Source organism: Mesorhizobium bavaricum (assembly GCF_056781655.1).
Genome location: NZ_CM165566.1, coordinates 5,856,155 through 5,882,550, shown reverse-complemented (window position 1 = coordinate 5,882,550; position 26,396 = coordinate 5,856,155). Strand labels below are relative to the sequence as shown.

Genomic DNA, 26,396 nt, shown 5'->3' with positions numbered 1-26,396 from the left:
CGGAAAACCGCTTCACACTTTTCCTGGAATTGCTCTATTCGGCTGCCGTCCGCATGTCGAAGTCCGCTACTTGATCGACGATCGGCGTGTCGCGGCGGTAGGGCTGCCAGCGGATTTTTGCGCCGATCTCCTGCGCAAGCTTGTGGCCGCTGTGGACCGCATGGGCGATGGCGCCCGGCGCCAGCGCATCGCCGATACGATCGACACTTTTGATGCCGGCCGCCGCAAGCGCGTCCGCGCGTTGCGTCAGCGCCTCGAAGAGTTCCCCGCGCGGCAGCCTGAGCCCGACGATCAGCACCGAGCGGCAGGCGACGCGGACCTCTTCGCCGGTGAACAGATGCGCCAGCGTCGCCGTCTCGCCGTCGAAGGATTTCAGCAGATGCAATGTCGTCACCGGCACCTTGCGCCGCGCCAGGGCGCGATGCACCAGCGGCAACTCGTTGGTCATGATCGTCCAGGCGGACGCCTGGCCGGCCGGGGTCACATAGCTGACGGGAATGCCGTGTGCTGCCAGATGTTCGGTGAGGACGCCGCCCATGGTGTAATTGTCGAAATCGAAGACCAGGGTCGGTCCCTGCGGAAGCCGGCCGGCGGCGATGTCGTCCGGTGTCAGCACATCGGGATGATCAAGCCGGCCGACCGGAATCTCCAGCGAGGAATAGAGCATGTTGGTCCAGCGCGCGCCGGTCGCCAGCACAACGCGGTCCGGCGCCAGCTCGATGATCTCGTCGGCGCCCAAAACACTCTCGGGATAGAGCGAGACGTTGCTCATCTCGTTGAGGCGCCCGAGGCGGTAGTCGACGACGCGATTCCAGGCCGACAGTCCGGGCAGCGTCTTCTCGAAGGTCAGCCGCCCGCCGAAGGTTCGGCTGCCGTCGGCGAGCATCACCTCATGGCCGCGCCGGCCGAGCGTCAACGCGCATTCCAGCCCGGCCGGTCCGCCACCGACAATCAGGATCCGTTCGGGCGCGTCGGTGCGCTCGACACGCTCGGGATGCCAGCCACGCCGCCATTCCTCGCCGGCGGTCGGATTCTGCGTGCAACGTACCGGCACGCCGTCATGCCAGCTCGAAATGCAGATGTTGCAGCCGATGCATTCGCGGATTTCAGCCTCGCGGCCCTCACGGATCTTGTTCGGCAGGAAGGGGTCGGCGATCGAAGGCCGCGCGCCGCCGATGAAGTCCAGCACGCCGCGCCGGATCTGCGAGACCATGGTGTCGGGCGAGGTGAAGCGGCCGACGCCGACCACCGGCTTTTTCGTCAGCGACTTGACGAAATCGATCACCGGCTCGTGGCTGCCTTCGCCGCTGAAACGCGACGCCGAACAGTCGGTTGGACTGGAATCCATCTTGACGTCGAACAGGTCCGGCAGGTCGGCGAGCAGTTCGACCAGCTCGTGCGCCTCGGAGGGCTGGTTGCGGCCGGGCCGGCCGCGCAGTTCCTCGAGGCTGACCCGCAAGGCGACGCCGCAGTCCTTGCCGACTGCATCCTTGGTGACTTCGATCATCTCGCGCACGAAGCGCACCCGGTTCTCGACCGGTCCGCCGTATTCGTCGCCGCGATGGTTGTATTCCGGCAGCAGGAACTCGTAGCCGAGATAGCCCATGCCGGCATAGACATAGACGATGTCGAAGCCCGCCGTGCGCGCCTTGCGCGCAGCTTCTGCCTGGCATCTCAGCACCTCGCGTATGTCGGCCCTGTCCATGGTCTTCGGCCGCAGATTGCCCATGAAGCCGACATGGGTGGCCATCCAGGGAATTCCCGACGGCGACAGCGGCGGCAGGCGGCTTGTCCTGTTCATCACCGATGCACCGCCGTGCCACAGCTCCACGCCGGCAAGCGCGCCATGGCGATGCACCGCCTCCGTCATCAGCGCATGCGCGCGGATGTCGTTGTCGTCCCACATGGTGGCGAAAGGCAGCGGCGTGTCGTCCGAGCTCGGGTCGATCGAACAGGCGCCGGTGCAGATCACCCCCCATCCGCCCTCGGCCTTCGCCTCGCGAAAGGCCGCGCGCACCCGCGGCAAGGCGTTGGTCATGCCGCTTGCGTGCGGCACTTGATAGAAGCGGTTCGGCGCGGTGACCGGCCCGATCCGCATCGGCTCGAACAGGATTTCGTAGCGGGGATTGCAGGTCATCGGGGCTTCGCGAATATGCTTGTTGAACGATCGTACAACAAGCATATTCGCACGCCGGCTGCTGCGCAATGGGCGGGAGGGCAAACAACAAAAAATCCATCCCGGCTTTCGCAGGGATGGATCTGAGATCGATGGGAGGATGTGGACCGGGCATCCTTGGACACCCGGTCCAGCGAGGTCAGATGACGAAATACCAGTTGGCGAGCAGCATCACCACCACGCCGGCAACCAGCGTCAGGTAGGGCAGCATTCCCGCCTTCTTGACCGCCAGATCGGACGAACTCATGCCGAGGTCGGCCAGCATATGGTCGGGGAACTTGCCACCATCCTGGATGTAGTGGCGATAGCAGAACACCGGGATGATCAGAGCGGCGGTGATCAGTCCGGCCCACAGTGCCATCGGGTTCCACACCTTGGCGCCGGCGCCCATGAAGATCGCGTTGACATAGGCGAAGATGGCGCCGACGCCGAGCAGCCAGCTCGGCGCCCTCCACGGCCGCGCGATATGGCCGTTGTCGATGCGATGGATCCAGCCGGCGTTGAGGTTGAGGAAGTTGAAGATAATGTAGCCGCAGTTCGACACGGCGAGGATGAAGAAGAAGCTCGTCGCGTCGGCCGATGCGATGGCCAGCACGATCAGGTTGAAGACGAGGTCGGTCCACATGGCGCGGGTCGGCGCGCCATGCTCGTTGACGTGGCTGAGATAGCGCGGCAACCAGCCGTCGACGGAACCCTGGTAGAGCGTGCGCGACGAGCCTGCCATCGCGGTCATGATGCACAGCACCAGTGCGAGGATCATCAGCATCACCAGCAGGCTGTGGATCAGCGCTCCGCCGCCGACCATGCCGGCCAGCGCATCGGCGACGCCGGAGCCGTCGACGATCGGTGTTGCCAGCATGCCGTTCAGGCCGAGCACGCCCTGGAAGGTGAACGGCACCAGGATGAACAGCAGCATGCACAGCAGGCCGGAGTAGAAGATGGCCTTGAACGTGTCGGTGCCGGGGTTCTTGAACTCGGAGGTGTAGCAGACAGCGGTCTCGAAACCGTAGGTCGACCAGGCGGCGATGAACATGCCGCCAAGAACCAGCGTCCAGCCGGCGATGTTCCAGGCGCCGGGCTCTGGCGCATAGGCGGCGGCCAGCGGCACCAGTGGCGAAAAATTCGCCCAGTTGATCTGGCCGGTGACGATCGGCACGACGCCGACGATCAGCATCGGGATGATGACCAGCAGGCCGATGTATTTCTGCACATTGGCGGTGCCCAGAATGCCGCGATGCTGGATCGAGAAGATGATCAGCATCAGCACCGCGCCGATGAAGAAGGTCGCGTTGAGGGTGAAGGAGACCGGGCCCAGCGTGTGGCTGAACAGCGTCCAGTTGCGGATCGCCGGCGTGGCGGCCGCGGTCACTGCCGTGATCGCATCGGCGGCGCTCGTTCCTGCATGCGCCGCGATATAGGCGACGACATCGGGCGAGGCGTCGGTGAACAGCGGCACCGGCGCCAGCGCGTTGAGGATATAGGCGGCGGCGATCGAGCAGCCGAGCGACAGCACCGGCGACCAGGCGAACCAGTTGCACCACACCGAGAGCGGCGCAATGAACTTGGAATAACGCAGCCAGGCTGTGGCGCCATAGATCGAGGCACCGCCCGACTTGTTCGGGAACAGGCCGGCGATCTCGGCATAGGTGAAGGATTGCAGGAAGCCCATGATCATGGAAGCGATCCAGATCGCGAAGGCCAGCGTTCCGGTCGTGCCGGCAATGCCGCCGATCGAAAACAGGACGAGGGCAGGCACGCCGCTCGCCACCCAGAAGGCGCCGCGCCAGTCGATATTCCGGTGCAGCTTACCCTCCGCAGGCTGCTCCAAGGCAGTCGTTATCGTGGTCATGTGTTTGGCTTCCCCATTTTGATGTTCCCCGTTCGTGACGGCCGCGACTGCGCGAGGCTTCATCATCGACGCATGCGTTGAGCAACTGCCGGTGTTTCCACTCAGTCGCATTTTTTTCTTAACAGTAAACATTGATCCGGCGCGCTTTCACGTCAAGCGTTTTGTGAAACCGTGCACATCACGCTTGCGAAACATGTCAGCTTCGCACTGTTCGGGGCGGGATTGTTCGAAAGAAGGACCAGGGGCCTGAAACGAAAAACCCGCCTGAGGCGGGTCGCGGCGCAAATCAGCACCATGCCTGAATCAATAGCATAACTGCCGGCACTTGTCGATCGAAATGCCTGGCCACGGCCATCGTTCAGACTGCCGGCGTGGCTCTCACTGTCTTGTGAGATACGCGCGGTCAGGAGCGCGGTCTGGTCTTCTGCGGATCGTAATGGGCAAAGGCGACGACCCGCGCCGGCAGCCGCTTGGCATGGCCGTCGAGCTTGCCGATCTCGACCTCGGTGCCGATGGCGGCATGGGTGACGTCGAGCCTCGCCAGCGCGATGGTCTTGCCGAGCACCGGCGAGCGCATGCCTGAGGTGACCACGCCGATCTGGGCGCGGCCGACATGCACGCAATCGCCATGGCCGACATCGACATTGGCATCGATGTCGAGACCGACCAGTTTTGTCTGCGGGTTTTCCTTGCGCCGGATCAGCGCCTCGCGGCCGATGAAGTCGTCGGTCTTGCTCTTCAACGGCACGGTAAAGCCGATGCCGGCCTCGAACGGGTCGGTGTGGTCGGAGAATTCATGGCCGGCGAAGATCAGCCCGGCCTCGATGCGCACCATGTCAAGCGCCTGCAGCCCCATCGGCTTCAGCCCATGCGGCTGGCCAGCTTCCCAGATGGCGTCGAAGACTTTTTCGGCGTCGCGCGGATGGCACCAGATCTCGTAGCCGAGCTCGCCGGTGTAGCCGGTGCGCGAGACGACGACCGGGATGCCGTTGCCGCCACCGATGCGGGCGACGGCGAACCGGAACCATTCCAGCTCCTCGATCGACGGCTGCAGCGGCGAGGTCCAGATGACCTCCCTCAGGATGTCGCGGCTCTTCGGGCCCTGCACGGCGACATTGTGCATCTGGTCGGTCGACGACCGCACCAGCACGTTGAGACCAAGCTTCTTGGCGGTCTCGCGCAGCCATTCGCCGGACAGATCGTCACCCCCGACCCAGCGGAAATTGTCCTTGCCGAGCCGCAGCAGCGTGCCGTCGTCGATCATGCCGCCATGCTCGTAGCACATGGCGGAATAGACGACCTGGCCGACGCCGAGTTTCTTGACGTCGCGGGTCAGCGTGTATTGCAGCAACGCCTCCGAATCCGGGCCGGTGACCTCGAACTTGCGCAGCGGCGACAGGTCCATGATCACTGCGTCCTGCCGGCAGGCCCAGTATTCGGCGATCGGCCCTTCCTTGGCGAAGGAATTGGCAAGCCAATAGCCCCGGTATTCGACGAAGTTGCGGGTGTGCTTGGCAAAGCTCGAATGAAAGGCTGTCTCGCGGGTCATTTTCGGTTCCGAATCAGGCGTCATGCGTCTGGCGATCGCTCGCGAGAATTTGTGCTGGCCGGAATAGGTCCGCACATGGATGTCGGTCAGGTTCCAGCCATTGGCCGGCGTCGTGTCGTCGGGGCAAGCGGAAGAAACGCAGACGATGTCGGTCAGCGCCCGCAGCAGCACATAGTCGCCCGGCCGCGACCATGGCTCGTCGGACACCATGACGCCATGCGCGTCGATCGCCGTGTTGAAGAAGAAGTTGATCGCCATCCAGCCGGCGCGTGGCGTGACGCCCTTGTCGGACAGCGCGCGATTGAAATTCTCCGAGCAGTTGGTGTGGCCGGGATAGCCGATGTCGTCGTAGTATTTGGCGGCGCAAGCGAGCGCGAAGGCATCGTGCCGGCCGCATGTGTCCTGCACCACCTCGACCAGCGGCTCCATGTCCTGGTCGTAGTATTTCGAATGCAGGCCAGGCATCGGGTAGCTCGCACCCATCAGCGTGCGGGTCGTCGTCACGTCGAGCGGATGGTCGCGGCGCTTGTCCAGCTTGCGCGCCGAAAAGCACTGGAAGTCGGTGCATTGGCGGCCGTCGACATCGATGATCTGCAGATAGTCGCCGGCCTTGACGAAATAGGATTCGGCCGTCGCCGAGTGGACGCGCAGGTCGAGCACCGGATCGGCGAGCGGATCGGCCAGTTGCGATCTCGCCGCAGGACGGACGGTGGCGCGCCGGACGATGACGCTGAGCGGCGTCGCCGTGTCGTGGCCATCGACCAACATCGGCCCGCCGGGCGCGGCGATGACCATCGCGCCGTCGCGCGCGATGGTGAAACCCTGCTCGGTGTCGGCTGGTGTGGTGCCGCCGAACACGCGCAGCGCTTTTGCCTGATCGAGTTGCACCTGCCGGCGCGCAAGCCCGCGCCGAAGGGATGCGAGACTGTCGTCGCCCTCGGCCAGCAATGCCTTGATGCCGGCGGCATTGCTGTTCGATGTCTCGCCGAAAATGCCGGGATCGGTCGCGCCGGTCTTGTCCCAGGCCAGCACCTCGCAGGCTTGCCCGCCCTCGACATTGCGCACGCTGATCGTGTCGCCGGCCTCGACTTCGATGAGCACCGCGCCGTTGCCCTGGATTGTATAGCGCTCCATGCCTGGCGGCAGCGCGATCTGGCCAGGCCTCAGGATGAGGCTCGGCCGGGGCGGTCCGGCGGCGATTGCGGGGTAGGGCGACTGGCTCATCTCAGCCTTGCATTCGAGACATCGGTTCGAGAAACAAGTTTGCCTGTACGTGAAATTATTTTAGCAGGAAGAATAGGCAGCGAGGCTCGATTTGGCAAGGCGAAGGTGGTGTGCGGTTCTGCCTTCTCCCACATGGTGAGAAGGGAAGGCGGCGCGAAAGTTACGCCAATTCCTCCAAATGCGCGATCTCAACTCCATACTCAGCCGCGGCATCAAGCATCGTCTGCCACAGGCTTTCGGCAAAGGTCGCAAACACCAGCAGGTTGAACACGGCCTGCCCATCCGGCCGATCGCCGCAGCGCCAGAGCGTGACGCTGGTATGATCCATCGACGTTGCGGCAGCTGCGCCAACCGGGAATGCGCCTGTGTGCAGATCGATCGACGACAGCTTGGCCAGCATGGTGCGGGCCTTGGCCCCGGCAATGCTGATCAGGGCGCGGGCATGCGACTGGTCCGACAGCGAGGCGGGGCCGGACAATGCCGGCGCCAGCGTGTCCATCGTGTGCTTGCCGCCCTTCGACAGGACGAAGAACTGATCCGGCCCGGACCAGATGAGCGTGGCATCCGAGGTCTGCGCCGCCTTCGGTGCAGCCGGGGCAGGGACGCCGAAGCGGGCCTTGGCCGCCTCAGTCAGTTCGGCCGTTTTGCCGCGCCGCGCCATCACCTGGATCAGCTCGAAATTGCGGATTTCGGTCAACGAGACGCCGGCCTCGATATCGCGTGCGCCATGCGCGCCGTCGACGAGCGCATGCTCGAGCGGACTGCGGGGAGACCAGGAAAACTCAGCCACGCTGGCGCCCTCCATCCGGATCGTAGAAGACGGGATTGCAGAGCTCGACGTCATAGTCCTCGCCGCGCAGCGGGTCTTGCGCATGTACGATCTCGCCGATCCGTTCGCGGCCGCGCTCGACCAGGCCGAGCCCGATCCACTGGTTAAGCGTTGGCGAGAAGCAGACCGAGGTGACGTAGCCCTGGTCATTGCCCGGGCCAGGCGTCTGCCCCTTCGGGATGATGTGCGCGCCGGAGCGCAGGCGGCGTGCCTTGTCAACGGGCTTGATGCCGACCACGACCTGTCGATCGGGCGCGACCAGCGCCTCGCGTCCGGCCATGACGCGGCCGACAAAATCCTTCTTGGTCGACATCATCTTGCCGAGGCCAAGATCGGCGGCCGTCGTCGTGCCGTTCAGTTCCGGCCCGGCGACGTGGCCCTTTTCGACGCGCATGACACCGAGCGCCTCGGTGCCGTAAGGCGTGACGCCGAATGGCGCGCCGGCCAGCATCAGATTTTGTGCCATGGCATCGCCAAAGCGGGCCGGCACGGAAATCTCGAATGCCATTTCGCCGGAAAACGAGATGCGGAACAGCCGCGCCTTGATGCCGCCGCGCAGCCCAACTTCGCGTGCGCCCATGAACGGAAAGCCTTCATTGGACAGGTCCTCCGCCGGATCGACGATCTCCTTGAGCAGGTCACGGGTCTTCGGCCCGGCGATCGAGAATTGCGCCCACTGGTCGGAGACCGAAGTCAGCTGCACGTCGAGTTCCGGGAACAGCACCTGCCGGCAGAATTCGAGATGCTGCATCACCAGCCCGGCCTTGGCCGTCGTGGTGGTCAGGAAATAATGATCCTCGGCCAGTCGCGACGTGGTGCCGTCGTCATAGACGATGCCGTCCTCGCGCAGCATCAGCCCATAGCGGGCCTTGCCGACGGCGAGATTGGAGAAGGTGTTGATGTAGACGCGGTCGAGGAAGGCGCCGGCATCCGGGCCGTGCACGTCGATCTTGCCGAGCGTCGAGACATCGCAGAAGCCGACGCCGCCGCGCACCGTCTTGACCTCGCGGGTCACCGATTCCAGCCAGTCCTTCTCGCCGGCGCGCGGATACCATTGCGCCCGCTTCCACAGCCCTGTGTCGACGAAAACAGCACCCTGTTCGGCGGCCCAGTGATGCGACGGCGTCAGCCGAGTCGCGTGGAACGTCTCATCGCGATGATGGCCGGCGAAGGCGCCGATGGCGACCGGTACATAGGGCGGGCGGTAGATCGTCGTACCGGTCTCCGGAATGGATCGGCCGCTGACCGCAGCCATGATGGCGAGGCCGGCGACATTGGAGGTCTTGCCCTGGTCGGTGGCCATGCCGAGCGTCGTGTAGCGCTTCAGATGCTCGACCGATTCAAAGCCTTCGCGTTGCGCCAGTTCGATGTCGGACGCGGTGACGTCGTGCTGGTAATCGACAAAGGCCTTGCCCTTGCCGGCGACATGCCAGAGCGGTGTGAGCGAGAAGGCCTCGCTGTCGGCGACAGGCGCCGTGCCGACCTTGCCGTTGTGCCCTGCGTCGTGCGCCGCTGCGCTGCCGGCGGCGAAGCCTTCGGCCAGGCAGGCGCCGAGCCCGAACGCGCCATTGGCGGCACCGGCGGCGACCATGCCGGGCGGCGCGCCATCCGGCACGAAGGCGGCGATGCTATCGAGCCATTTCGGCCGGCCGCGATGATAGGAGGTCAGTCCGACGGCCGGGTTCCAGCCGCCGGAAACGGCAAGCCCGTCGGCCTCAACTTCGGCGCGTGCGCCGCCCGTGAGTGAGACCGCGATTTTCCTGACACCATCCTTGCCGCCATCGACGCCGCTGACGGAGCCGTGCAGCACCGGGAAGCCACCCTTGGACGCCAGCGAACGATGGGCGGGTGATACGTCAGGCCTCGCGTCGATGACCGCCGCTATCTGCAATCCGGCACCGAGTGCGGTCTCGACCGTGCGCCAGCCATCCTCATTGTTGGTGAAAAGCGCGATGCGTTTCGCCGGTGTCGCAGCGTAGCGCGCGACATAGGTGCGCATGGCGGAAGCCATCATCACGCCGGGCGTGTCGTTGCCGGCAAAGACGATCGGCCGCTCGATGGCGCCGGCCGCCACCACGCAGCGCCTGGCCACGATCCGCCACAGCCGCTGGCGCACCTGGTGCTCCGGCGGCGAGGGCAGATGGTCGTTGACCCGCTCTATCGCGCCATAGGTGCCGCCGTCATAGACGCCGAACAGCGTCGTGCGGGTCATGATGCGGACATCGGGCATTGCCGCCAGTTCGCCCAGCGTCCGCGAAAGCCATTCCGCTGCCGGCAGGCCATCGATCGTGCCTCCGTCAGACTGCAGGCGGCCACCGAGCGAAAAATCCTCCTCGCACAGGATGACACGGGCACCCGAGCGTCCGGCAGCCAGTGCCGCGGCCAGGCCGGCTGGGCCGGAGCCGGCGATCAGCACGTCGCAATGCGCCCACGCCTTGTCATAGTGGTCGGGATCGGCAATGCCTGCCGCGCGGCCAAGACCGGCGGCGCGGCGGATCGCCGGTTCGTAGATCGCTTCCCAGAACTTGGCCGGCCACATAAAGGTCTTGTAGTAAAAGCCGGCGACGAAGACCGGCGCGAACAGCTGGTTCACCGACATCACATCGTGGCGCAGCGACGGCCAGCGGTTCTGGCTGGCGGCCTCGAGCCCTTCATAGAGTTCGGCCGTCGTCGCCTTGGTGTTCGGCTCGCGTCTTGCGCCAGCGCGCAGTTCGACCAGCGCGTTGGGCTCTTCCGATCCAGCGGTCAGGATGCCGCGCGGGCGATGATACTTGAACGAGCGGCCAACCAGCTTGACGCCATTGGCAATCAGCGCGGAGGCCAGCGTGTCGCCCTGGAACCCGGAGAAAGTCTTGCCGTCGAAGCGAAAATTCAGCGGCGCCGAGCGGTCGATGAGGCCGCCTGTATCCAGCCGGTTTGTCTGCGCGCCGGCCATCACGCGCCAACCTTCGCGGCACCGGCGCCAGCCACCGGCTCAACCGAAGAAATCTCGTGTGTCAGCGTGTTGCGGCCAACCTTCAGCCAGGCCCGGCAGCCGCCGCTATGGTACCAGTGTTCGCCGGTCTCGCCGGCGACATTGTCGCGCAGATAGACATAGTCGAAGACGTCGTCCTCCGAAGCGCCGGCCGCTGGCCGCACCGGCTTGGCATCGCCCAGATAGGTGAACTCGCCGAGTTCGCGTTCGCCGCAGAAGGGACAGACAATGCGCATGGTTTCCTGTCCGTCCTCAGTGCAGGTTCGGTTGGGCGCCCTGGCCCTTTTCGTCGATCATCGCACCGCGCCGGAAGCGGTCGAGGCGGAACCGTGCGGCTTCTTCATGCGGCGTGTCGCGGGCCAGCAGATGGGCAAAGACAAGACCTGATCCCGGCGTCGCTTTGAAGCCGCCATAGCACCAGCCGGCGTTGAGGTAGAGCCCATCGACCGGCGTCTTGTCGATGATCGGCGAGCCGTCCATCGACATGTCCATGATGCCGCCCCACTGGCGCAGCAGGCGCACGCGGCCGATCATCGGCATCAGCGCCATGCCGCCTTCGCAGACATCCTCCATCACAGGCATGTTGCCGCGCTGGGCGTAGGAATTGTAGCCGTCGATGTCGCCGCCGAAGACCAGCCCGCCCTTGTCCGACTGGCTGACGTAGAAATGCCCGGCGCCGAAGGTCATGACACCGGGGATCAGCGGCTTGATCGCCTCGGAGACGAAGGCCTGCAGCACATGGCTCTCGATCGGCAGGCGCAGGCCGGCCATCGCCGCGACGCGCGAGGAACTGCCGGCCACCGCCATGCCGACCTTGCCGGCGCCGATCTTGCCGCGCGAGGTCTCGACGCCGGTCACCTTGCCGTTGGCGTCGCGGACAAAGCCGGTCACCTCGCAGTTCTGGATGATGTCGACGCCGAGCGCGCTTGCCGCATGGGCGTAGCCCCAGACCACGGCATCGTGGCGCGCCGTGCCGCCACGCCGTTGCAGTAGCCCGCCCTGCACCGGAAAGCGCGCATTGTCGAAGTTCAGGAACGGGATCATCTTCTTGACCGCGGCGAGGTCGAGCAGTTCGGCGTCGATGCCATTGATGCGCATGGTGTTGCCGCGCCGCGCATAGGCGTCGCGCTGCGCATCGGAGTGGTAGAGGTTGATGACGCCGCGCTGGCTGACCATCGTGTTGTAGTTGAGGTCCTGCTCCATCCGCTCCCACAGCTTCATCGACAATTCGTAGAAGCCGGTGTTGCCGGGCAGGCCGTAATTGGAGCGGATGATGGTGGTGTTGCGGCCGGCATTGCCGGAGCCGATCCAGCCTTTTTCGAGCACGGCGACATTCTTGATGCCGTACTCGCTGGCGAGGAACCAGGCGGTGGCCAGGCCATGGCCGCCGCCGCCGATGATCACCACGTCGTAGCGGTCCTTCGGCGTGGCATCGCGCCAGGTGCGCTGCCAGTTCTTGTGGCCGGAGAGCGCGGCGCGGGCGAGCGAGAAGATCGAGTATTTCATCAGTTCATTCCGAGGTCGCTCGCACCACGCAGGCTGCTAGATATCCCTAGATGTCCAGCGTGTGGTCGCGCTCCCATTGCGTGAAGTGCGAAGCATAGGAATTCCATTCCTGGTGCTTCAGCTTTAGGTAGGCCGACGAGAATTCCTCACCCAGCGCCGCCTTCAGCGATTTGTCCTTGTCGAACTCGCGCAAGGCGTCGAGCAGGTTGAGCGGCAGCTTCGGTGCGCCCTTCACCGTATGGCCGTGCTGGTACATGTCGATGTCGTAGCGCTTGCCGGGATCGGCCTTCGAACGAATGCCGTCGAGGCCGGCGGCGATGATGACCGCTTGCAGGAGGTAAGGGTTGGCCGCGCCGTCGGGCAGGCGCAGTTCGAAGCGGCCGGGGCCGGGCACGCGCACCATGTGGGTGCGGTTGTTGCCGGTCCAGGTCACGGTGTTCGGCGCCCAGGTGGCGCCCGAAATGGTGCGCGGCGCGTTGATGCGCTTGTAGGAATTGACCGTCGGGTTGGTGATCGCCGCAAGTGCCGAGGCATGCTTCATGATGCCGCCAAGGAAATTCTTGCCCTTGGCCGACAGCCCGAGCTCCATCGAATTGTCGGCGAAGACATTGGTCTTGCCGGCCTTGTCCCAGACCGAGATATGGGCATGGCAGCCATTGCCGGTCAGGCCCTGGAAGGGTTTGGGCATGAAGGTCGCGCGCAGACCATGCTTTTCCGCGATCGACTTGACCATGAACTTGAAGAAGGAGTGCTTGTCGGCGGTCGCCAGCGCATCGTCGAACGCCCAGTTCATCTCGAACTGGCCGTTGGCGTCCTCATGGTCGTTCTGGTAGGCGCCCCAGCCGAGCGCCAGCATGTGGTCGCAGATCTCGGCGATGACATCATAGCGGCGCATCACCGCTTGCTGGTCGTAGCAGGGCTTCGACGCGGTGTCGTATTCGTCGGAAATTGTCTTGCCGTCCGGCGAGATCAGGAAGAACTCTGCCTCGACGCCGGTCTTGACGTGCATGCCGTCACTGGCAGCTTCGGCGATCAGTCGCTTCAGCGTGTTGCGCGGCGCCTGGTCGACCTCCTTGTCGTCCATGATGCAGTTGGCGGCGACCCAGGCGACTTCCGGCTTCCACGGCAGCTGGATGACCGAATCCGGATCCGGCACCGCCAGCATGTCGGGATGCGCCGGCGTGAGATCCAGCCAGGTGGCGAAACCGGCGAAGCCGGCGCCGTCCTTCTGCATGTCGGCGATCGCCTGCGCCGGCACCAGCTTGGCTCGCTGGCCACCGAACAGGTCGGTGTAGGAAATCATGAAATATTTGACGTTTTTCGCCCTTGCGAATTCTGCAAGATCAGCTGTCACGGAAGTTCCCCATTTTTTTGTCGATTGTTGGTGGGCTTCGGCCCTTCTTGATTAGAAGCCGTTCTTCCCCGGTATCCAGTTGGTGCCGGCCAGCGGTACGCCGGCCATCGCGGCTGCCTCGATCGTCAGCGCGACGAGGTCCTCGGGTTCGAGATTGTGCAGGCTGTTCTTGCCGCAGGCGCGGGCGATGGTCTGAGCTTCCAGTGTCATCACCTTCAAATAGTTCGCCAGCCGGCGTCCGGCGGCGACCGGGTCGACGCGCTTCATCAGTTCCGGGTCCTGCGTGGTGATGCCGGCCGGATCGCGGCCCTCGTGCCAGTCGTCATAGGCGCCGGCCGTGGTGCCGAGCTCGTTATACTCAGCTTCCCAACGCGGATCATTGTCGCCGAGCGCGACAAGGGCAGCAGTGCCGATGGAGACCGCATCGACGCCGAGCGCCAACGCCTTGGCGACGTCGGCGCCGTTGCGGATGCCACCGGAGACGATCAGTTGCACCTTGCGGTGCATGCCGAGATCCTGCAGCGCCTGCACCGCCGGCCTGATGCAGGCGAGCGTCGGCTGGCCGACATTCTCGATGAACACTTCCTGCGTCGCGGCGGTGCCGCCCTGCATGCCGTCGACGACGACGACATCGGCGCCGGCCTTCACGGCAAGGGCGGTGTCGTAGTAGGGGCGGGCGCCACCGACCTTGACGTAGATCGGCTTCTCCCAGTCGGTGATTTCGCGCAGTTCGAGGATCTTGATCTCGAGATCGTCGGGCCCGGTCCAGTCGGGGTGGCGCGAGGCCGAGCGCTGGTCGATGCCTTTCGGCAGCGTGCGCATTTCGGCGACGCGGTCGGAAATCTTCTGGCCGAGCAGCATGCCGCCGCCGCCCGGCTTGGCGCCCTGGCCGACGACGACCTCGATCGCATCGGCGCGGCGCAGGTCGCGCAGGTTCATGCCGTAGCGCGACGGCAGGTATTGATAGACCAGCGTCTTCGAATGGCCGCGCTCTTCCTCGGTCATGCCGCCATCGCCTGTCGTGGTCGAGGTGCCTGACAGCGTCGCTCCGCGCCCAAGTGCCTCCTTGGCCGGGCCGGACAGCGAGCCAAAGCTCATGCCGGCGATGGTGATCGGGATCTTCAGCTCGATCGGCTTCTTGGCATGGCGCGAACCCAGCACCACGCTGGTGTCGCAGCGCTCGCGATAGCCTTCGAGCGGATAGCGCGAGATCGAGGCGCCGAGGAACAGCAGGTCATCGAAATGCGGCAGCTTGCGCTTGGCGCCGGCGCCACGGATGTCGTAGATGCCGGTCGCCGCGGCGCGGCGGATTTCAGAAAGCGTGTAGTCGTCGAAGGTCGCGGATTTGCGCGGCGTCGTCGGCGGGTTCCTGTAGGTCATGCTGCCTCAATACGCGTCGGCGTTGTCGATATTGAAATTGTAGAGCGTGCGCGCCGAGCCGTAGCGCTTGAACTCTGCCGCTTTGACGCCGGTCACGCCGGCGCGATCAAGCAGGCCCTGCAGCAGTTCCAGATGTTCGGCCCGCATCTCCTTGGCGATGCAGTCGGCGCCGAGGCTGTCGACCTTGCCGCGCACGAACAGCCGCGCCTCGTAGATGGAATCGCCCAGCGCATCGCCGGCATCGCCCAGCACCACCAGATTGCCGGACTGCGCCATGAAGGCCGACATGTGGCCGATATTGCCGTGCACGACGATGTCGATGCCCTTCATCGAGATGCCGCAACGCGACGAGGCATTGCCTTCGATGACCAGCAGCCCGCCCTTGCCGGTGGCGCCGGCATACTGGCTGGCATCGCCTTTCACCGTGATCGAACCCGACATCATGTTTTCGCCGACGCCGGGTCCCGCCGAACCATGTACGGTAATGGTGCTGCCGGAATTCATGCCGCCGCAGTAATAGCCGACGCTGCCACGCACATCGATGGCAACAGGCTGGTCGACGCCGACGGCGACCGAATGATTGCCTTTCGGGTTCAGCACTTCCCATGCCGTTTCATTCGAGCCGGGAGCCAGATTGTGCAGCGCCTGGTTGAGTTCGCGCAGCGACATCTGGTCGAGGTCGAAGATTCTCGATGCGTGGTCGGGCGCCGCCGTCTTTGAAAGCTTGGTTGCCGGCATGAACTCAATGCTCCCAGAAATAGACGGTTGCAGGCTCGGGTTCCCAGACCCTCGCATTGTCTATGCCGGGCAATTTGGTCAGCGCGCGATACTCCGAGCCGAAGGCGACATACTGGTCGGTTTCGGCCATCACGGCGGGCTTGCAGGCGATCGGGTCGCGCACCACGCCAAAACCGTTCTTGGTGCCGACGACGAAGGTGAAGAATCCGTCGAGGTCGGAGAGCGTGCCTTCCAGCGCTTCGCCCAGATTCTTGCCATGCGCCATCTGCGACGAGAGATAGGCGGCCGCCACTTCGGTGTCGTTTTCGGTTTCGAAGGTCATGCCCTCGCGGATCAGTTCGCGGCGGACATTGTTGTGGTTGGACAGTGACCCATTGTGCACTAGGCACTGGTCGGCGCCGGTCGAGAACGGATGCGCGCCCATGGTCGTCACCGCCGATTCCGTCGCCATGCGGGTATGGCCGATGCCGTGGGTGCCGGTCATGCTGCGGACGTCGAAGCGGTCGACGACTGCCTCAGGCAAGCCGACTTCCTTGTAGATCTCGACCACGTCGCCGGCGCCCATGATGCGGATGTCGGGGCGCAGCACCTGGATGGCTTCGCGCGCCTCGTCGATCTTGGCCGGCGTGGTCCTGACCACGGCATGGGTGGATTTCACGGCGATCGTTACCGGCGTGGCGATGGCCTTGGCGAGTTCAGCCTCGAGGCCGTGGAAATCGCGTTCCGGCTTGGCCGACTGGATGGTGATCTTGGCCTCATTCCTGGAAGGCGCGCCATAGATGGCGATGCCGGCGCTGTCCGGACCCCGATCGCTGAGCGAGATCAGCATCTGCGACAGCATCGAGCCCAACTGGGGTTCGAGCGCCTTGTCCTTCAAAAACAGTCCGACAATTCCACACATGTCAGCCTCCCGGTGTTTACAGCTATGAGATGATGTATCGAATGAGTCCCCCGAATTCAATCACATGAAAAAAATTTTCCTCTAGTTACGTATGCGGCTCAATGCCGCTCTGCGCACTATCGTTGCCTCGCTGGGCATTGTGAACCCATTTGGCGGTGCGGATACGGGCGATCTTGTAGGCGTCGAGGATCGACAGCGCATAGATCAGGAAGCCGCCGGCATGACGTCCGACGAAGCTGGCGTCCGCTGGTGCGATCTTGGCGGTGACCCACGCCAGGATCACCATGAAGAAAAGAAACTGCAGGCCGCGCACCGGCACGCCGAGCATGACGTGTCCGCTTGCCGGCAGCACGATTGCCGCGCCGAGAACCAGATACGGGCTAGGAGGGGTAGAGGCGGTGGCGGAATTGGTCATGCGGCTTGCCGTTCGCTTTGGTTGATGGCGTCGCGAAGCGCCGACATTGACACCAGCAGTCTCTCGATCAGCGTTGGATCGAGTGTCGCATCACCAAATTCGGCTTGCCGGAAGACGCCGTAGCGCGCCCGCTCAGCCTCGGCCAGCAGCCAGACAATGCGTATCCCCTTGGGCGTGATCAGCAGTTCCTTGGCGCGCCCTTCGGAGAAGATCCCGGTATGGCTGGCGATGATACCTTGCGGAAAACGCGCACCCCTGCGGTCGGTGCGCAGCACGGCCTCGGCTGGAAATCCCGGAGCCTTCGGCAGGGTATGGTCGAGATGATCGAAATTGGAGAAGGTCGTCGGCGAGCCCGGCCGCATCATCATGTCGAAGGTGCCGGGCACAGACACGGGCTCGGTGATCGAGACGCTCAGCCAGCGCGCCGGGAGTTTTCGCGTTGCCAGCGTATCGACGATGGTGCGCAGCTGGACGCGCCGACCGTTCCAGGAACCCTCCCAGGTGATGACACCCGCGGTGCCGTCGGAAACATCAGCTGCGTCGGCAATGACGGTACGAATGCTGGCATGGTCGATGGCGAGCGCCACTGACGCCCTGTTGCGGCTGGCGCGTGCCAGCCAGGCAAGGTGGAGGACAAGGGCCAGGACAATTGCCCCGGCAAGCAGTGCTGATGTCACCTCGGACATTTTATCATGCCAGGCCCGTCCGGGATTCGGACGGGCCTACTCCCATCAATAACCCTGCGGCTTCGGCCACGGCATGGTGAACTGATCGCCGCGCCGCACGAATTTGTAGCGGTAGAAATGGAACCATAGCGAGATCAGGAAATAGAAGGCGACCATGGCGATCAGCTGCGAGCCGAAGCCGAGGAAGATGGCGAAGAAGGTCACCACGCACAGGCAGAACAGCACGATCGCCGGCAGCGGATGGAACGGATGCGTGTAGCCGCGGCGGATCGAGCCGAGCGGCCATTTCTTCCTGAACATGATGATGTTGATGCTCATGAACGTATATTGCAGCACACCCGACAGGATGGAGAAGGTGATCGCCTGGTTGAGGTCGGCGATGAAGGCGAAAGCGAGCGCGATCGGCAGCAGGAACAGGATCGAGCGATAGGGCGTGCGATATTTCGGATGCACGGCCGAGAACCAGGTCGGCAGATAGCGGTCGCGGCCGAGCGAGAACCAGGCGCGCGCCGCGTCGTTGATGCAGCCATTTGCGGAGGCCAGCGCGGCAAGCAGTGTCGCGATGAACAGCAGGTTCTCGAGCAGCGGGCTGCCGGTCAGCTTGCCGGCGTCCCACAGCGGGTAGTAGGTGATGCCGAGATACTCCCACGGCATCATCGAAGCGCAGACATACCAGGTCATGGCGGCGGCGATCAAAAGCGTGATCATGCCGGCCATCGTGCCGTAAGGCAGCGAGCGCGCAGGCGAACGCACTTCCTCAGCCGCCTGCGTGGTCCCCTCGATGCCGAGATAATACCAGATGCCGAACTGGAAGGCGGCGATGACGCCGATCCAGCCATAGGGCAGGGCGTTGCCGGGAGTGACCAGTTCATTGAGCTTCAGCACCGCTCCTTGCGTCCACGGGCTGACCGAAAAGAACAGGATGACGATCGAGATGTAGGCGATTGCGGTGATGACGAAGTTGACGTTGAGCGTCATCAGCACGCCGCGATAATTCAGCCACGCCAGCACCACGATGGTGGCGGCGATGAAGGAATTGTGGGTGAGCCCTTCGACCCCCGCCTTGGCGACGATGGTGTCGCCGAGCAGGATGGCGTCGGACACTTCGAGCATCGTGTAGGCAAAGACCAGGAACAACGCGACATTGAAGGCCATCAGCGGCCCGACGATGTGCTTGGCCTGCGCATACTGGCCGCCGGCGGCGGCCACGGTCGATGTCACCTCGGAATCGATCATCGCGACCGAGGTGTAGAGCAGCCCGACGACCCAGCAGACGATCAGCGCGGCGAGTGCGCCGCCCTTGTCGGCGGCAAAGTTCCAGCCGGTGAATTCGCCGACGAGCACGATGCCGACACCGAGCGCCCAGACATGTGCCGGGCCAAGCACGCGCAGCAGTGAAACCCTGTCTCCGTGGACTGCCGGTTCAAGTGTGACCGTCATTGTTCAATCCCCACTCAGATCCGGTGTTTTTCGGAAACGGCCTCAAGCTCGCCTTCGCGCGACGAGGTCAGCACCTCTTCGGAGAAGGTCGTGTCGATCTTGAACCAGTCGTAGAGCATCCACAAAGCGAGCACGATCGAGATGCCCCAGCATGCGTAAGAGAGTGCCATCCACATGATCGTGTCCCCGGATTACTTGTCGTCGAATTTTTCGTTGATGACGTCACGGTATTCGCGGTCGGATGCGCGGAACAGGAAGACGAAATAACCGATCAGCACCGCGGCCATGACGATCAGCGTCGGCCAGTCGATGACATAGTGGAAGCGGTTCTGGATGATGTCGTGCGCGGTCTCGGGCGTGTAGCCGAGCTTTTCCCAGATCGAGGCCATGGTCGGGTTCTGGCCCAGCGCTTCCCAGGTCTTGGCGTCGAGCGCGTCGATGGACTTCGCCGCACCGGCGAGGCCCATCTTGAGGGGCAGCCACAGCGCCACGAAAATGGCGACCACGACCACGACGATATCGAAAATCTGCCCGGCCTTGCTTTGCTCCGGCGGTGTATAGCGCGGCATCTCTTCTACCCCTCAGGACTTGCGGTTGCGGAACGCATCGGCGTTCTTGATGTCGAGCCCGTAGATGAAGTCTTTGTCTTCCTTGTAGTGATTGACCATCGCCAGGATCGCCGCGGTGTTGAAGATCAGCACGGCGGCGGCCGCGGCGGCGACGACCACCCTGATCCCCATATTGGGGATGTACGGCCACGTCATGAGGAGGACGAAGAGGATCGTCGCCCACAGGCAGACGATCAGGAGCACGGATCCGCGCACGTCGGAGCGGTACAGCGCTTCGATGCGCTGCTGCATGTCTGACATCGGCTTTCCCCTTTTTCCGACGCCCGGTTCCGAATCCACCGTGCGTCGCCCTCTTTCAAGAGAGTGAAATTTTTTTCATAAATTCAGGCCGAATTCCGCAATTGTCAAGGCGAATTTACGCGGCGTTAACTGTTTGCTTCGCGCAACGAATTTTGCCTGACAATGAAATTAATTGCTTATGGGTATTGCGGCGCCCGAATGTTTGCGGTCAATATTCGGCCAAAGCTCCCGCCGTTGCGCAGGGGGCAGGGAACAGCAAAAAGATTTTTCGAAACGGAGGACGAGCGGATGACGGCATCCTGGAGATTTTCGACCCTGGCGGATCGCCATCGCGCGCTTGGTTCGAAGCTCGAAGACTGGAGCGGTATGGGAACCGCCTGGACCTACGACAAGGATGCCGATGAGGAGTACATCGCCATCCGCACCAAGGCCGGGCTGATGGATGTTTCCGGTCTCAAGAAGGTCCACATCACCGGGCCGCACGCCTCGCATCTGATCGACCTGGCGACGACGCGCGACGTCGAGAAGATCTATCCCGGCAAGTCGGCCTATGCCTGCATGCTGAACGAGGCCGGAAAATTCACCGACGACTGTATCCTCTACCGCACAGGACCGAATGCCTGGATGGTCGTGCATGGCTCGGGCACCGGACATGAGGAATTGCAGCGCGCGTCCGTCGGGCGTGACGTCTCATTGCGCTTCGACGACAATCTGCACGATTTGTCGCTGCAGGGCCCGACATCGGTCGACTATCTGGCCAAGCATGTGCCCGGCATTCGGGATCTCAACTATTTCCATCACATGCAGACGCAGCTGTTCGGCTTTCCAGTGATGATTTCGCGCACCGGCTACACCGGCGAGCGCGGCTACGAGATCTTCTGCCGTGGCCAGGATGCCGGCACGATCTGGGACAGGATCCTCGACGAGGGCAAGAGCGCCGGCATCATTCCGTGCCGCTTCACCACGCTCGACATGTTGCGCGTCGAAAGCTACCTGCTGTTCTACCCCTACGACAATTCGCAGAAATACCCGTTCGACAATGAAGGTCCCGGCGACACGCTGTGGGAGCTCGGCCTCGACTTCACGGTCAGTCCCGGCAAGACCGGGTTCCGCGGCGCTGAGGAGCACTACCGCCTCAAGGGCAAGGAACGTTTCAAGATTTTTGGCGTTCTGCTCGACGGCAAGGAGCCGGCCGACGAGGGCGCGCCGGTCTATCGCGACGGCAAGAGGGTCGGCGTGGTGACCTGCGCCATGTATTCGCCGCTGGTCAAGAAATCGATGGGCATCGCCCGGCTCGATGTCGACTGCGCGGTCAAGGACACCAAGCTCGAAATCCGCAACAAGAGCGGTGCCATCAAGGCGACCGCGCAGCCGCTTCCGTTCGACGACCCGAAGAAGACCAAGCGCACGGCAAAAGGTTGAGGCATAATCAACAGCGAGGGGTTCGAGGCACGAAGACTTAAATGGCAGCCAAAAGCATCATCAGCCGGCCCGTTTACGGAACCCTGTCCCCACAGCCCGGCAAGCACCATCTTTTCGTGGCGGATGCGGAAGGGGCACTGGCGATAGCGGAAATGGCCGAACGAGCCCCGCCAGGGTTTTTCGACGGCGCAGAAATCGTCTTCATTCCCGGCCCTGACGGCAAGCATGCTGCCGCGCTCGAAGCGTTGATGCCGGCGCAATTTCATGAGGCGCCGTCCTTTGCCAGTCTGCTGCCGCGGCTCAGGCAGACGCTGGCCAATGCGCATATGGGGCTGCGCCTCTACCTATCCGGCACCGAAGGGCTGATCGGCCAGGCCATGCAGGTGGCCCTTGAGGCCGGCATCGACCACACTTCGATCCAGACCGAGCATCGCGGCTCGCTGGCGCGGCGCATGCAGTGCGTGCACTGCAAGGGCATCACCGAGAACGTGACGACGCAGCCGGCGACATGCGCGCATTGTGGCCTGCTGCTTCTGGTTCGCGATCACTATTCCAGGCGCATCGCGGCGTTCCAGGGCGTCTGCATCAATGCCGAGGACCGCAGCGAGATTCCTCCGATGGAGGAGATTTTCCGATGAGCACCGGCACCACCAAGCTTGATGTCGTGGTCAGCGATGTCGTCGCGGTCAACGACCTGGTCACCCGGTTTCATTTCCGCCGCCGCGACGGCCAACTTTTGCCGACCTTTTCCGGCGGCGCCCATGTCGTCGTCGAGATGCGCGACGGCGAACGCACCCGGCTCAATCCCTATTCTTTGACGGGCTCGCCGCTCGACACGCGCGAATACACGATCAGCGTGCGCCGCGACGATGTCGGCCGTGGCGGCTCGCTGTTCATGCACAGGAATGTCAGGCCGGGCCATGAGATGGTGGTCAGCTATCCGGTCAATCTGTTCTCGCTCGACCTGCGCGCCAGAAAGCACCTGATGCTGGCCGGCGGCATCGGCATCACGCCGTTCATGGCGCAGACCGCTCAACTGGCGGCGGAAGGCGGCAATTTCGAACTGCACTACACCTGCCGCACCGCCTCGCTCGGCACCTATGCCGATGTGCTGCGCGAGCGCTACGACCGCCGGGTGCGGCTCTATCATGATGACCTTGACGAGCGCATCGAGCTCGACCGCCTGTTGTCCTCACAGCCGCTCGGCACGCATCTCTATGTCTGCGGCCCGGCCGGCATGATCAACTGGGTGCGTGATCGCGCCGCCACTCTGGGCTGGCCGTCGGAGACCGTGCATTTCGAGCATTTCGCCGCACCCCAGCCCGGACTGCCGTTCGACGTGACGCTTGCCGTCAGCGGCAAGATGATCCGCGTCGACGAACAACAGAGCCTGCTCGAAGCGATCGAGGCGGCCGGCGTCGACCCGCCCTATCTCTGCCGTGGCGGCGTCTGCGGCCAGTGCGAAACCAATGTCATTTCTTCGGACGGCAAGTTCATCCACAACGACCACTGGCTGAGCGAGGAAGACCACCGCTCGGGCTGCAAGATCATGCCGTGCGTGTCGCGCTTCGAGGGCCGGTCGCTGGTTTTGGAAAGATAGGAGGCGAGCTTGGGCATCACCTTTCGCAAGGAAACGTTCCGCGACGACTTCACCTTCAAGAACAGCCCGGAGCACATCAGGCGGTTCCCGTTTCCGTTCCACGAAGACGCCTACATGTATGCGGTCAACATCGAGCCGCATGTCGTCGGACCGAAGGACAGCGTGCTGGAAAACCTGATCGACGTCGACGAGCACTATGTCGCCGAGATGCAGGACCGCGCGCTGGTGCTGGCCGAGGATCCGCTGCGTTGCCAGTCGCTGCCGCACATGACGCTGGCCGGCTGGGACCTGCTCGAACTCCTGATGGAGCAGCAGGCGCTCGGTTATCCCGAGCATTTCACGCTGACCCGCGACGGCGATCGCTGGCGCTGGATCAACCGGCCGCTCGGCATCGACGATACCTTCACCTTCGGCGACACCTCGACGCTGCCTTACGGGCCGATGGAATACATCACGCGGCAGAGCCAGGGCGATTTCTGCATCCTCGACCAGCGCGACGGCAATCTGTGGATGGACGCCGGCATGGTCACCACGCAGGCCGACTGGTCGCTCGATTTCGACATCGGCATGAACTTCTTCGAGTGGCATGCGCCGGTGCCGCTGGCGCATGAGAAGGGGATTTTCACCCGCGCGCTGAAATTCCTCACCAACATTCAGCAAGGCAAGCCGGCACGGCGCCTGAACTGGACGATGACCATCAATCCGCGCCTTGATACGAGCCCGGAGAACTATCACAAATGGGGTCCGGACCGGACCACGGTGACGCCGGAGAATGTCGGCGACAAGGTACATCTGCGTGTCGAGCTGCAGAGCTTCTGGCGGTTGCCGCGCTCGAACGGCATCGTCTTTCCGATCCGCTGCTACCTGATCAAGATGGACGAACTGGTGACGCAGCCTAAATGGGCACGACGCCTGCACCGCGTGATCCGCGACCTTCCGGACGAACTCGCCAACTATAAGGGCCTGACGCGCTACCGGCCGACGCTGGTCGAGTGGCTGTCGAAGCTCGATGACGGCAGCCCGACAAGCCCAGGCTTTGGGCCGGATTAACCCGCGCTGTTCTGCGGATAACAGATGATCGAGAGGTAGCGCATCGGCAGCCGTGTCAGCTGTTCGGGACCGTGCGGCGCATCGGCATCGAAGAACAGGCTGTCACCGGGCTTCATCGGATAGAGGTTGCTGCCGTGCCGGTAAACGACCTCGCCTTCGAGCATGTAGAGGAACTCCATGCCTTCATGCTGGAAGGTCGGAAACACGTCCGAATCCTCGGTCAGCGTGATCAGGTAGGGCTCGACGACGACGCCGCTGGTGTTGGAGCCGATATGGCCGAGCAGATTGTACTGGTGGCCGGCGCGCGTGCCGCGGCGCTCGACATCCAGCCCTTCACCGGCCTTGACGAAGACGGCGCTGCGCTCTTCCTCGAAGCGGCGGAAGAAGGCGGTGACCGGAACGCCCAGCGCCCGCGACAGCGCCTGCAAGGTGGTCAGCGACGGCGAGGTTATGCCGTTCTCGATCTTCGACAGCATGCCCAGCGAAATGTCGGTGGCGACCGCCAGATCGGCGACGGTGATGCCGAGCTTCTTGCGGAACGCCCGCACCTCGCGGCCGATCGCGACCTCCAGCACCTTTTCCCTTGTGTCGCGAATGGCATGCGGGTTCTGCGTCAGCGGCGCCCGGATGGTTTTCCCGTCCGACGAAACCTTGGGCAGCGGCTTGGCCTTGGCACCGGCAGGACCGGTACCAGGCTTGGGATCGGAAATCTTTTTCGCCATGTTGCCCCCGACTCTGCGGATTTATTTCACTCTAGGTGAACATGTCAGGTGCCGATACATGAGCGCAACCGCGACGGCAAGTCGCCTGAAGGTGCATGCCCATGATCCGGCGTTTGGCCGTGCCCGCTTTTTTGCGGGAAATCCACCTTGCCGAAACGCTGTTTCGGCATGAGGCTGTTGACAGCACGAAAGGGCCAATTACTGTCCTGTGAGTGAAATTTGTTTCGTAAGAGCAATTCCAGGAAAAGCGTGAAACGGTTTTCCCGGGAAAGGCTCATAGTGCTTTCCCTTGGGAATTGCGTCAAAACAAAAGTCGAAATCAGACCGGGAGGCCTGCAATGAAAAGTCGCGTTGCCGTTATCGGAGCCGGGCCGTCCGGGCTGGCACAGCTCAGGGCCTTCAAGTCGGCCGCCGACAAGGGCGCCGACATTCCCGAGATCGTCTGCTTCGAAAAGCAGTCCGACTGGGGCGGCCTGTGGAACTACACCTGGCGCACCGGCCTCGACGAGCATGGCGACCCCGTGCACGGCTCGATGTACCGCTACCTCTGGTCGAACGGACCGAAGGAGTGCCTGGAATTCGCCGACTACACCTTCGAGGAGCATTTCGGCCGGCCGATCGGCTCCTATCCGCCGCGCGCCGTGCTGTGGGACTACATCAAGGGCCGCGTCGAAAAATCCGGCGTGCGCAAATGGGTGCGCTTCAACAGCCCGGTGCGCATGGTGACCTTCTCCGAGGCGACGAAGAAATTCACCGTCACCGCGCATGACCGCACCAAGGATGTCACCTACTCGGAAGAATTCGACAATGTCGTCGTCGCCTCCGGGCATTTCTCGGTGCCCAACGTGCCCTATTTCGAAGGCTTTTCGACCTTCAACGGCCGCATCCTGCACAGCCATGATTTTCGCGACGCCATGGAATTCAAAGGCAAGGATATCCTGATCATCGGCCGCTCCTATTCGGCCGAGGACATCGGTTCGCAATGCTACAAATACGGCGCCAAATCGATCACCTCCAGCTACCGCTCGAAGCCGATGGGCTTCAAATGGCCGGAGAACTGGAAAGAGGTGCCGCTGCTGCAGAAGGTCGTCGGCAAGACCGCGCATTTCAAGGACGGCACCACCAAGGATGTCGACGCCATCATCCTGTGCACCGGCTACCTGCATTCCTTCCCGTTCCTCACCGAGGAACTGAAGCTGAAAACCGCCAACCGCATGTGGCCGGACGGACTCTATGAGGGCGTCGTCTGGGAGAAGAACCCGAAGCTGTCCTTCATCGGCATGCAGGATCAGTTCTACACCTTCAACATGTTCGACGCGCAGGCCTGGTTCGCGCGCGACGTCATCATGGGCCGCATCACATTGCCGTCGGCCGAGGCGATGGCAGCGCACGGCGCGAAGTGGCGGGCGCGCGAGGAAACGCTGGAAGATGCCGAGCAGATGATCTGGTTCCAGGGCGACTACACCAGGGAATTGATGGAGCAGACCGACTATCCCGGTTTCGACGTCGAGGCGGTCAACCAGACCTTCATGGAGTGGGAGCACCACAAGGCGGAGGACATCATGAGCTTCCGCGACCACGCCTATCGCTCGCTGATGACCGGCACCATGGCGCCGCTGCACCATACGCCCTGGCTGCAGGCGCTGGACGACTCGATGGAGAGTTATCTCGAGGTGAAAGGCGTGGCGGCGGAGTAGCCGTCGCGCCTCATT

Annotated in this window: 24 protein-coding genes; 5 read left to right on the top strand and 19 right to left on the bottom strand. The window is 63.4% G+C overall.

The features are described from left to right. Positions 1–34 precede the first annotated feature (34 nt). The 17 genes from AC1RZR_RS28810 to AC1RZR_RS28730 all read right to left on the bottom strand — a co-directional run bounded on the left by AC1RZR_RS28810 (position 35) and on the right by AC1RZR_RS28730 (position 19,890). Positions 35–2,137, bottom strand: a complete 2,103-nt coding sequence (locus AC1RZR_RS28810) for an oxidoreductase (protein WP_481826727.1) — start codon at positions 2,135–2,137, stop codon at positions 35–37. 178 nt (positions 2,138–2,315) lie between these two features. After that, positions 2,316–4,025 (bottom strand): trimethylamine N-oxide permease, encoded by a 1,710-nt coding sequence (locus AC1RZR_RS28805; RefSeq protein ID WP_477273771.1) that lies wholly within the window; start codon positions 4,023–4,025, stop codon positions 2,316–2,318. 403 nt (positions 4,026–4,428) lie between these two features. Next, positions 4,429–6,798, bottom strand: coding sequence for a trimethylamine N-oxide demethylase (locus AC1RZR_RS28800; RefSeq protein ID WP_481826726.1), 2,370 nt, complete (start codon positions 6,796–6,798; stop codon positions 4,429–4,431). Between the two features lie 160 nt (positions 6,799–6,958). Beyond that, the gene (locus tag AC1RZR_RS28795; protein WP_481826725.1) at positions 6,959–7,588 is read right to left on the bottom strand and encodes a sarcosine oxidase subunit gamma; all 630 of its coding nucleotides are present in this window, start codon (positions 7,586–7,588) and stop codon (positions 6,959–6,961) included. Continuing rightward, positions 7,581–10,562: a sarcosine oxidase subunit alpha gene (locus tag AC1RZR_RS28790; RefSeq protein WP_481826724.1), complete on the bottom strand. Its 2,982-nt coding sequence runs from the start codon at positions 10,560–10,562 to the stop codon at positions 7,581–7,583. Before AC1RZR_RS28790 ends, AC1RZR_RS28795 begins: the two co-directional genes overlap by 8 nt. Then, complete coding sequence (locus AC1RZR_RS28785) at positions 10,562–10,837, bottom strand: sarcosine oxidase subunit delta (protein WP_481826723.1); 276 nt, start codon at positions 10,835–10,837, stop codon at positions 10,562–10,564. Before AC1RZR_RS28785 ends, AC1RZR_RS28790 begins: the two co-directional genes overlap by 1 nt. Positions 10,838–10,853: 16 nt before the next feature. Next, on the bottom strand, positions 10,854–12,107 hold the full coding sequence (locus tag AC1RZR_RS28780) for a sarcosine oxidase subunit beta family protein (protein WP_481826722.1): 1,254 nt from the start codon (positions 12,105–12,107) through the stop codon (positions 10,854–10,856). Between the two features lie 46 nt (positions 12,108–12,153). Continuing rightward, the gene (gene glnT, locus AC1RZR_RS28775) at positions 12,154–13,461 is read right to left on the bottom strand and encodes a type III glutamate--ammonia ligase (protein ID WP_481826721.1); all 1,308 of its coding nucleotides are present in this window, start codon (positions 13,459–13,461) and stop codon (positions 12,154–12,156) included. A gap of 51 nt (positions 13,462–13,512) precedes the next feature. Then, positions 13,513–14,841, bottom strand: a complete 1,329-nt coding sequence (locus AC1RZR_RS28770) for an FMN-binding glutamate synthase family protein (RefSeq protein WP_111546931.1) — start codon at positions 14,839–14,841, stop codon at positions 13,513–13,515. A gap of 6 nt (positions 14,842–14,847) precedes the next feature. Continuing rightward, positions 14,848–15,579 (bottom strand): GltB/FmdC/FwdC-like GXGXG domain-containing protein, encoded by a 732-nt coding sequence (locus tag AC1RZR_RS28765; protein WP_481826720.1) that lies wholly within the window; start codon positions 15,577–15,579, stop codon positions 14,848–14,850. 4 nt (positions 15,580–15,583) lie between these two features. Further along, the gene (locus AC1RZR_RS28760) at positions 15,584–16,480 is read right to left on the bottom strand and encodes a class II glutamine amidotransferase (protein WP_481826719.1); all 897 of its coding nucleotides are present in this window, start codon (positions 16,478–16,480) and stop codon (positions 15,584–15,586) included. Between the two features lie 85 nt (positions 16,481–16,565). Further along, positions 16,566–16,895, bottom strand: coding sequence for a hypothetical protein (locus AC1RZR_RS28755; RefSeq protein ID WP_481826718.1), 330 nt, complete (start codon positions 16,893–16,895; stop codon positions 16,566–16,568). Then, positions 16,892–17,581: a hypothetical protein gene (locus tag AC1RZR_RS28750; RefSeq protein ID WP_481826717.1), complete on the bottom strand. Its 690-nt coding sequence runs from the start codon at positions 17,579–17,581 to the stop codon at positions 16,892–16,894. Before AC1RZR_RS28750 ends, AC1RZR_RS28755 begins: the two co-directional genes overlap by 4 nt. A 45-nt stretch (positions 17,582–17,626) precedes the next feature. After that, positions 17,627–19,021 carry an APC family permease gene (locus tag AC1RZR_RS28745; RefSeq protein ID WP_477273793.1) on the bottom strand — a complete coding sequence of 465 codons (1,395 nt, stop codon included), beginning with the start codon at positions 19,019–19,021 and terminating at the stop codon, positions 17,627–17,629. Positions 19,022–19,035: 14 nt separating this feature from the next. After that, positions 19,036–19,197 (bottom strand): hypothetical protein, encoded by a 162-nt coding sequence (locus AC1RZR_RS28740; protein ID WP_477273795.1) that lies wholly within the window; start codon positions 19,195–19,197, stop codon positions 19,036–19,038. Between the two features lie 15 nt (positions 19,198–19,212). Continuing rightward, positions 19,213–19,590, bottom strand: a complete 378-nt coding sequence (locus tag AC1RZR_RS28735) for a hypothetical protein (RefSeq protein ID WP_481826716.1) — start codon at positions 19,588–19,590, stop codon at positions 19,213–19,215. 12 nt (positions 19,591–19,602) lie between these two features. Then, positions 19,603–19,890: a hypothetical protein gene (locus AC1RZR_RS28730; protein ID WP_481826715.1), complete on the bottom strand. Its 288-nt coding sequence runs from the start codon at positions 19,888–19,890 to the stop codon at positions 19,603–19,605. A 288-nt stretch (positions 19,891–20,178) separates the two neighbouring features. Here AC1RZR_RS28730 and AC1RZR_RS28725 point away from each other — a divergent pair, with 288 nt between their 5' ends. Genes AC1RZR_RS28725 through AC1RZR_RS28710 form a run of 4 tightly spaced genes read left to right on the top strand, consistent with a single transcriptional unit; the run spans position 20,179 to position 23,962 of the window. After that, complete coding sequence (locus tag AC1RZR_RS28725) at positions 20,179–21,312, top strand: aminomethyl transferase family protein (protein WP_477273801.1); 1,134 nt, start codon at positions 20,179–20,181, stop codon at positions 21,310–21,312. 41 nt (positions 21,313–21,353) lie between these two features. Next, a complete protein-coding gene (locus AC1RZR_RS28720; protein ID WP_477273804.1) occupies positions 21,354–21,950 on the top strand; it encodes a dimethylamine monooxygenase subunit DmmA family protein in 597 nt (198 codons plus the stop codon). After that, on the top strand, positions 21,947–22,912 hold the full coding sequence (locus AC1RZR_RS28715) for a PDR/VanB family oxidoreductase (RefSeq protein ID WP_481826714.1): 966 nt from the start codon (positions 21,947–21,949) through the stop codon (positions 22,910–22,912). Before AC1RZR_RS28720 ends, AC1RZR_RS28715 begins: the two co-directional genes overlap by 4 nt. A gap of 9 nt (positions 22,913–22,921) precedes the next feature. Further along, positions 22,922–23,962: a heme-dependent oxidative N-demethylase family protein gene (locus AC1RZR_RS28710; protein ID WP_477273808.1), complete on the top strand. Its 1,041-nt coding sequence runs from the start codon at positions 22,922–22,924 to the stop codon at positions 23,960–23,962. Here AC1RZR_RS28710 and AC1RZR_RS28705 read toward each other — a convergent pair. Next, a complete protein-coding gene (locus AC1RZR_RS28705; RefSeq protein WP_477273810.1) occupies positions 23,959–24,684 on the bottom strand; it encodes a helix-turn-helix domain-containing protein in 726 nt (241 codons plus the stop codon). The genes AC1RZR_RS28710 and AC1RZR_RS28705 overlap by 4 nt on opposite strands. 44 nt (positions 24,685–24,728) lie before the next feature. Further along, complete coding sequence (locus tag AC1RZR_RS28700) at positions 24,729–24,962, bottom strand: hypothetical protein (RefSeq protein WP_477273812.1); 234 nt, start codon at positions 24,960–24,962, stop codon at positions 24,729–24,731. Between the two features lie 60 nt (positions 24,963–25,022). Between AC1RZR_RS28700 and AC1RZR_RS28695 the strand changes: the two genes are divergently transcribed. Further along, positions 25,023–26,381, top strand: a complete 1,359-nt coding sequence (locus AC1RZR_RS28695; protein ID WP_481826713.1) for a trimethylamine monooxygenase — start codon at positions 25,023–25,025, stop codon at positions 26,379–26,381. The last annotated feature ends 15 nt before the right edge of the window (positions 26,382–26,396 follow it).

Coding starts and splice junctions, on each gene's coding strand:
- AC1RZR_RS28810 (WP_481826727.1), bottom strand. CDS start 2,137: ATGACCTGCAATCCCCGCTACGAAATCCTGTTCGAGCCGATGCGGATC.
- AC1RZR_RS28805 (WP_477273771.1), bottom strand. CDS start 4,025: ATGACCACGATAACGACTGCCTTGGAGCAGCCTGCGGAGGGTAAGCTG.
- AC1RZR_RS28800 (WP_481826726.1), bottom strand. CDS start 6,798: ATGAGCCAGTCGCCCTACCCCGCAATCGCCGCCGGACCGCCCCGGCCG.
- AC1RZR_RS28790 (WP_481826724.1), bottom strand. CDS start 10,562: ATGGCCGGCGCGCAGACAAACCGGCTGGATACAGGCGGCCTCATCGAC.
- AC1RZR_RS28785 (WP_481826723.1), bottom strand. CDS start 10,837: ATGCGCATTGTCTGTCCCTTCTGCGGCGAACGCGAACTCGGCGAGTTC.
- AC1RZR_RS28780 (WP_481826722.1), bottom strand. CDS start 12,107: ATGAAATACTCGATCTTCTCGCTCGCCCGCGCCGCGCTCTCCGGCCAC.
- AC1RZR_RS28770 (WP_111546931.1), bottom strand. CDS start 14,841: ATGACCTACAGGAACCCGCCGACGACGCCGCGCAAATCCGCGACCTTC.
- AC1RZR_RS28765 (WP_481826720.1), bottom strand. CDS start 15,579: ATGCCGGCAACCAAGCTTTCAAAGACGGCGGCGCCCGACCACGCATCG.
- AC1RZR_RS28760 (WP_481826719.1), bottom strand. CDS start 16,480: ATGTGTGGAATTGTCGGACTGTTTTTGAAGGACAAGGCGCTCGAACCC.
- AC1RZR_RS28755 (WP_481826718.1), bottom strand. CDS start 16,895: ATGACCAATTCCGCCACCGCCTCTACCCCTCCTAGCCCGTATCTGGTT.
- AC1RZR_RS28750 (WP_481826717.1), bottom strand. CDS start 17,581: ATGTCCGAGGTGACATCAGCACTGCTTGCCGGGGCAATTGTCCTGGCC.
- AC1RZR_RS28745 (WP_477273793.1), bottom strand. CDS start 19,021: ATGACGGTCACACTTGAACCGGCAGTCCACGGAGACAGGGTTTCACTG.
- AC1RZR_RS28740 (WP_477273795.1), bottom strand. CDS start 19,197: ATGTGGATGGCACTCTCTTACGCATGCTGGGGCATCTCGATCGTGCTC.
- AC1RZR_RS28735 (WP_481826716.1), bottom strand. CDS start 19,590: ATGCCGCGCTATACACCGCCGGAGCAAAGCAAGGCCGGGCAGATTTTC.
- AC1RZR_RS28730 (WP_481826715.1), bottom strand. CDS start 19,890: ATGTCAGACATGCAGCAGCGCATCGAAGCGCTGTACCGCTCCGACGTG.
- AC1RZR_RS28725 (WP_477273801.1), top strand. CDS start 20,179: ATGACGGCATCCTGGAGATTTTCGACCCTGGCGGATCGCCATCGCGCG.
- AC1RZR_RS28720 (WP_477273804.1), top strand. CDS start 21,354: ATGGCAGCCAAAAGCATCATCAGCCGGCCCGTTTACGGAACCCTGTCC.
- AC1RZR_RS28715 (WP_481826714.1), top strand. CDS start 21,947: ATGAGCACCGGCACCACCAAGCTTGATGTCGTGGTCAGCGATGTCGTC.
- AC1RZR_RS28705 (WP_477273810.1), bottom strand. CDS start 24,684: ATGGCGAAAAAGATTTCCGATCCCAAGCCTGGTACCGGTCCTGCCGGT.
- AC1RZR_RS28700 (WP_477273812.1), bottom strand. CDS start 24,962: ATGAGCCTTTCCCGGGAAAACCGTTTCACGCTTTTCCTGGAATTGCTC.
- AC1RZR_RS28695 (WP_481826713.1), top strand. CDS start 25,023: ATGAAAAGTCGCGTTGCCGTTATCGGAGCCGGGCCGTCCGGGCTGGCA.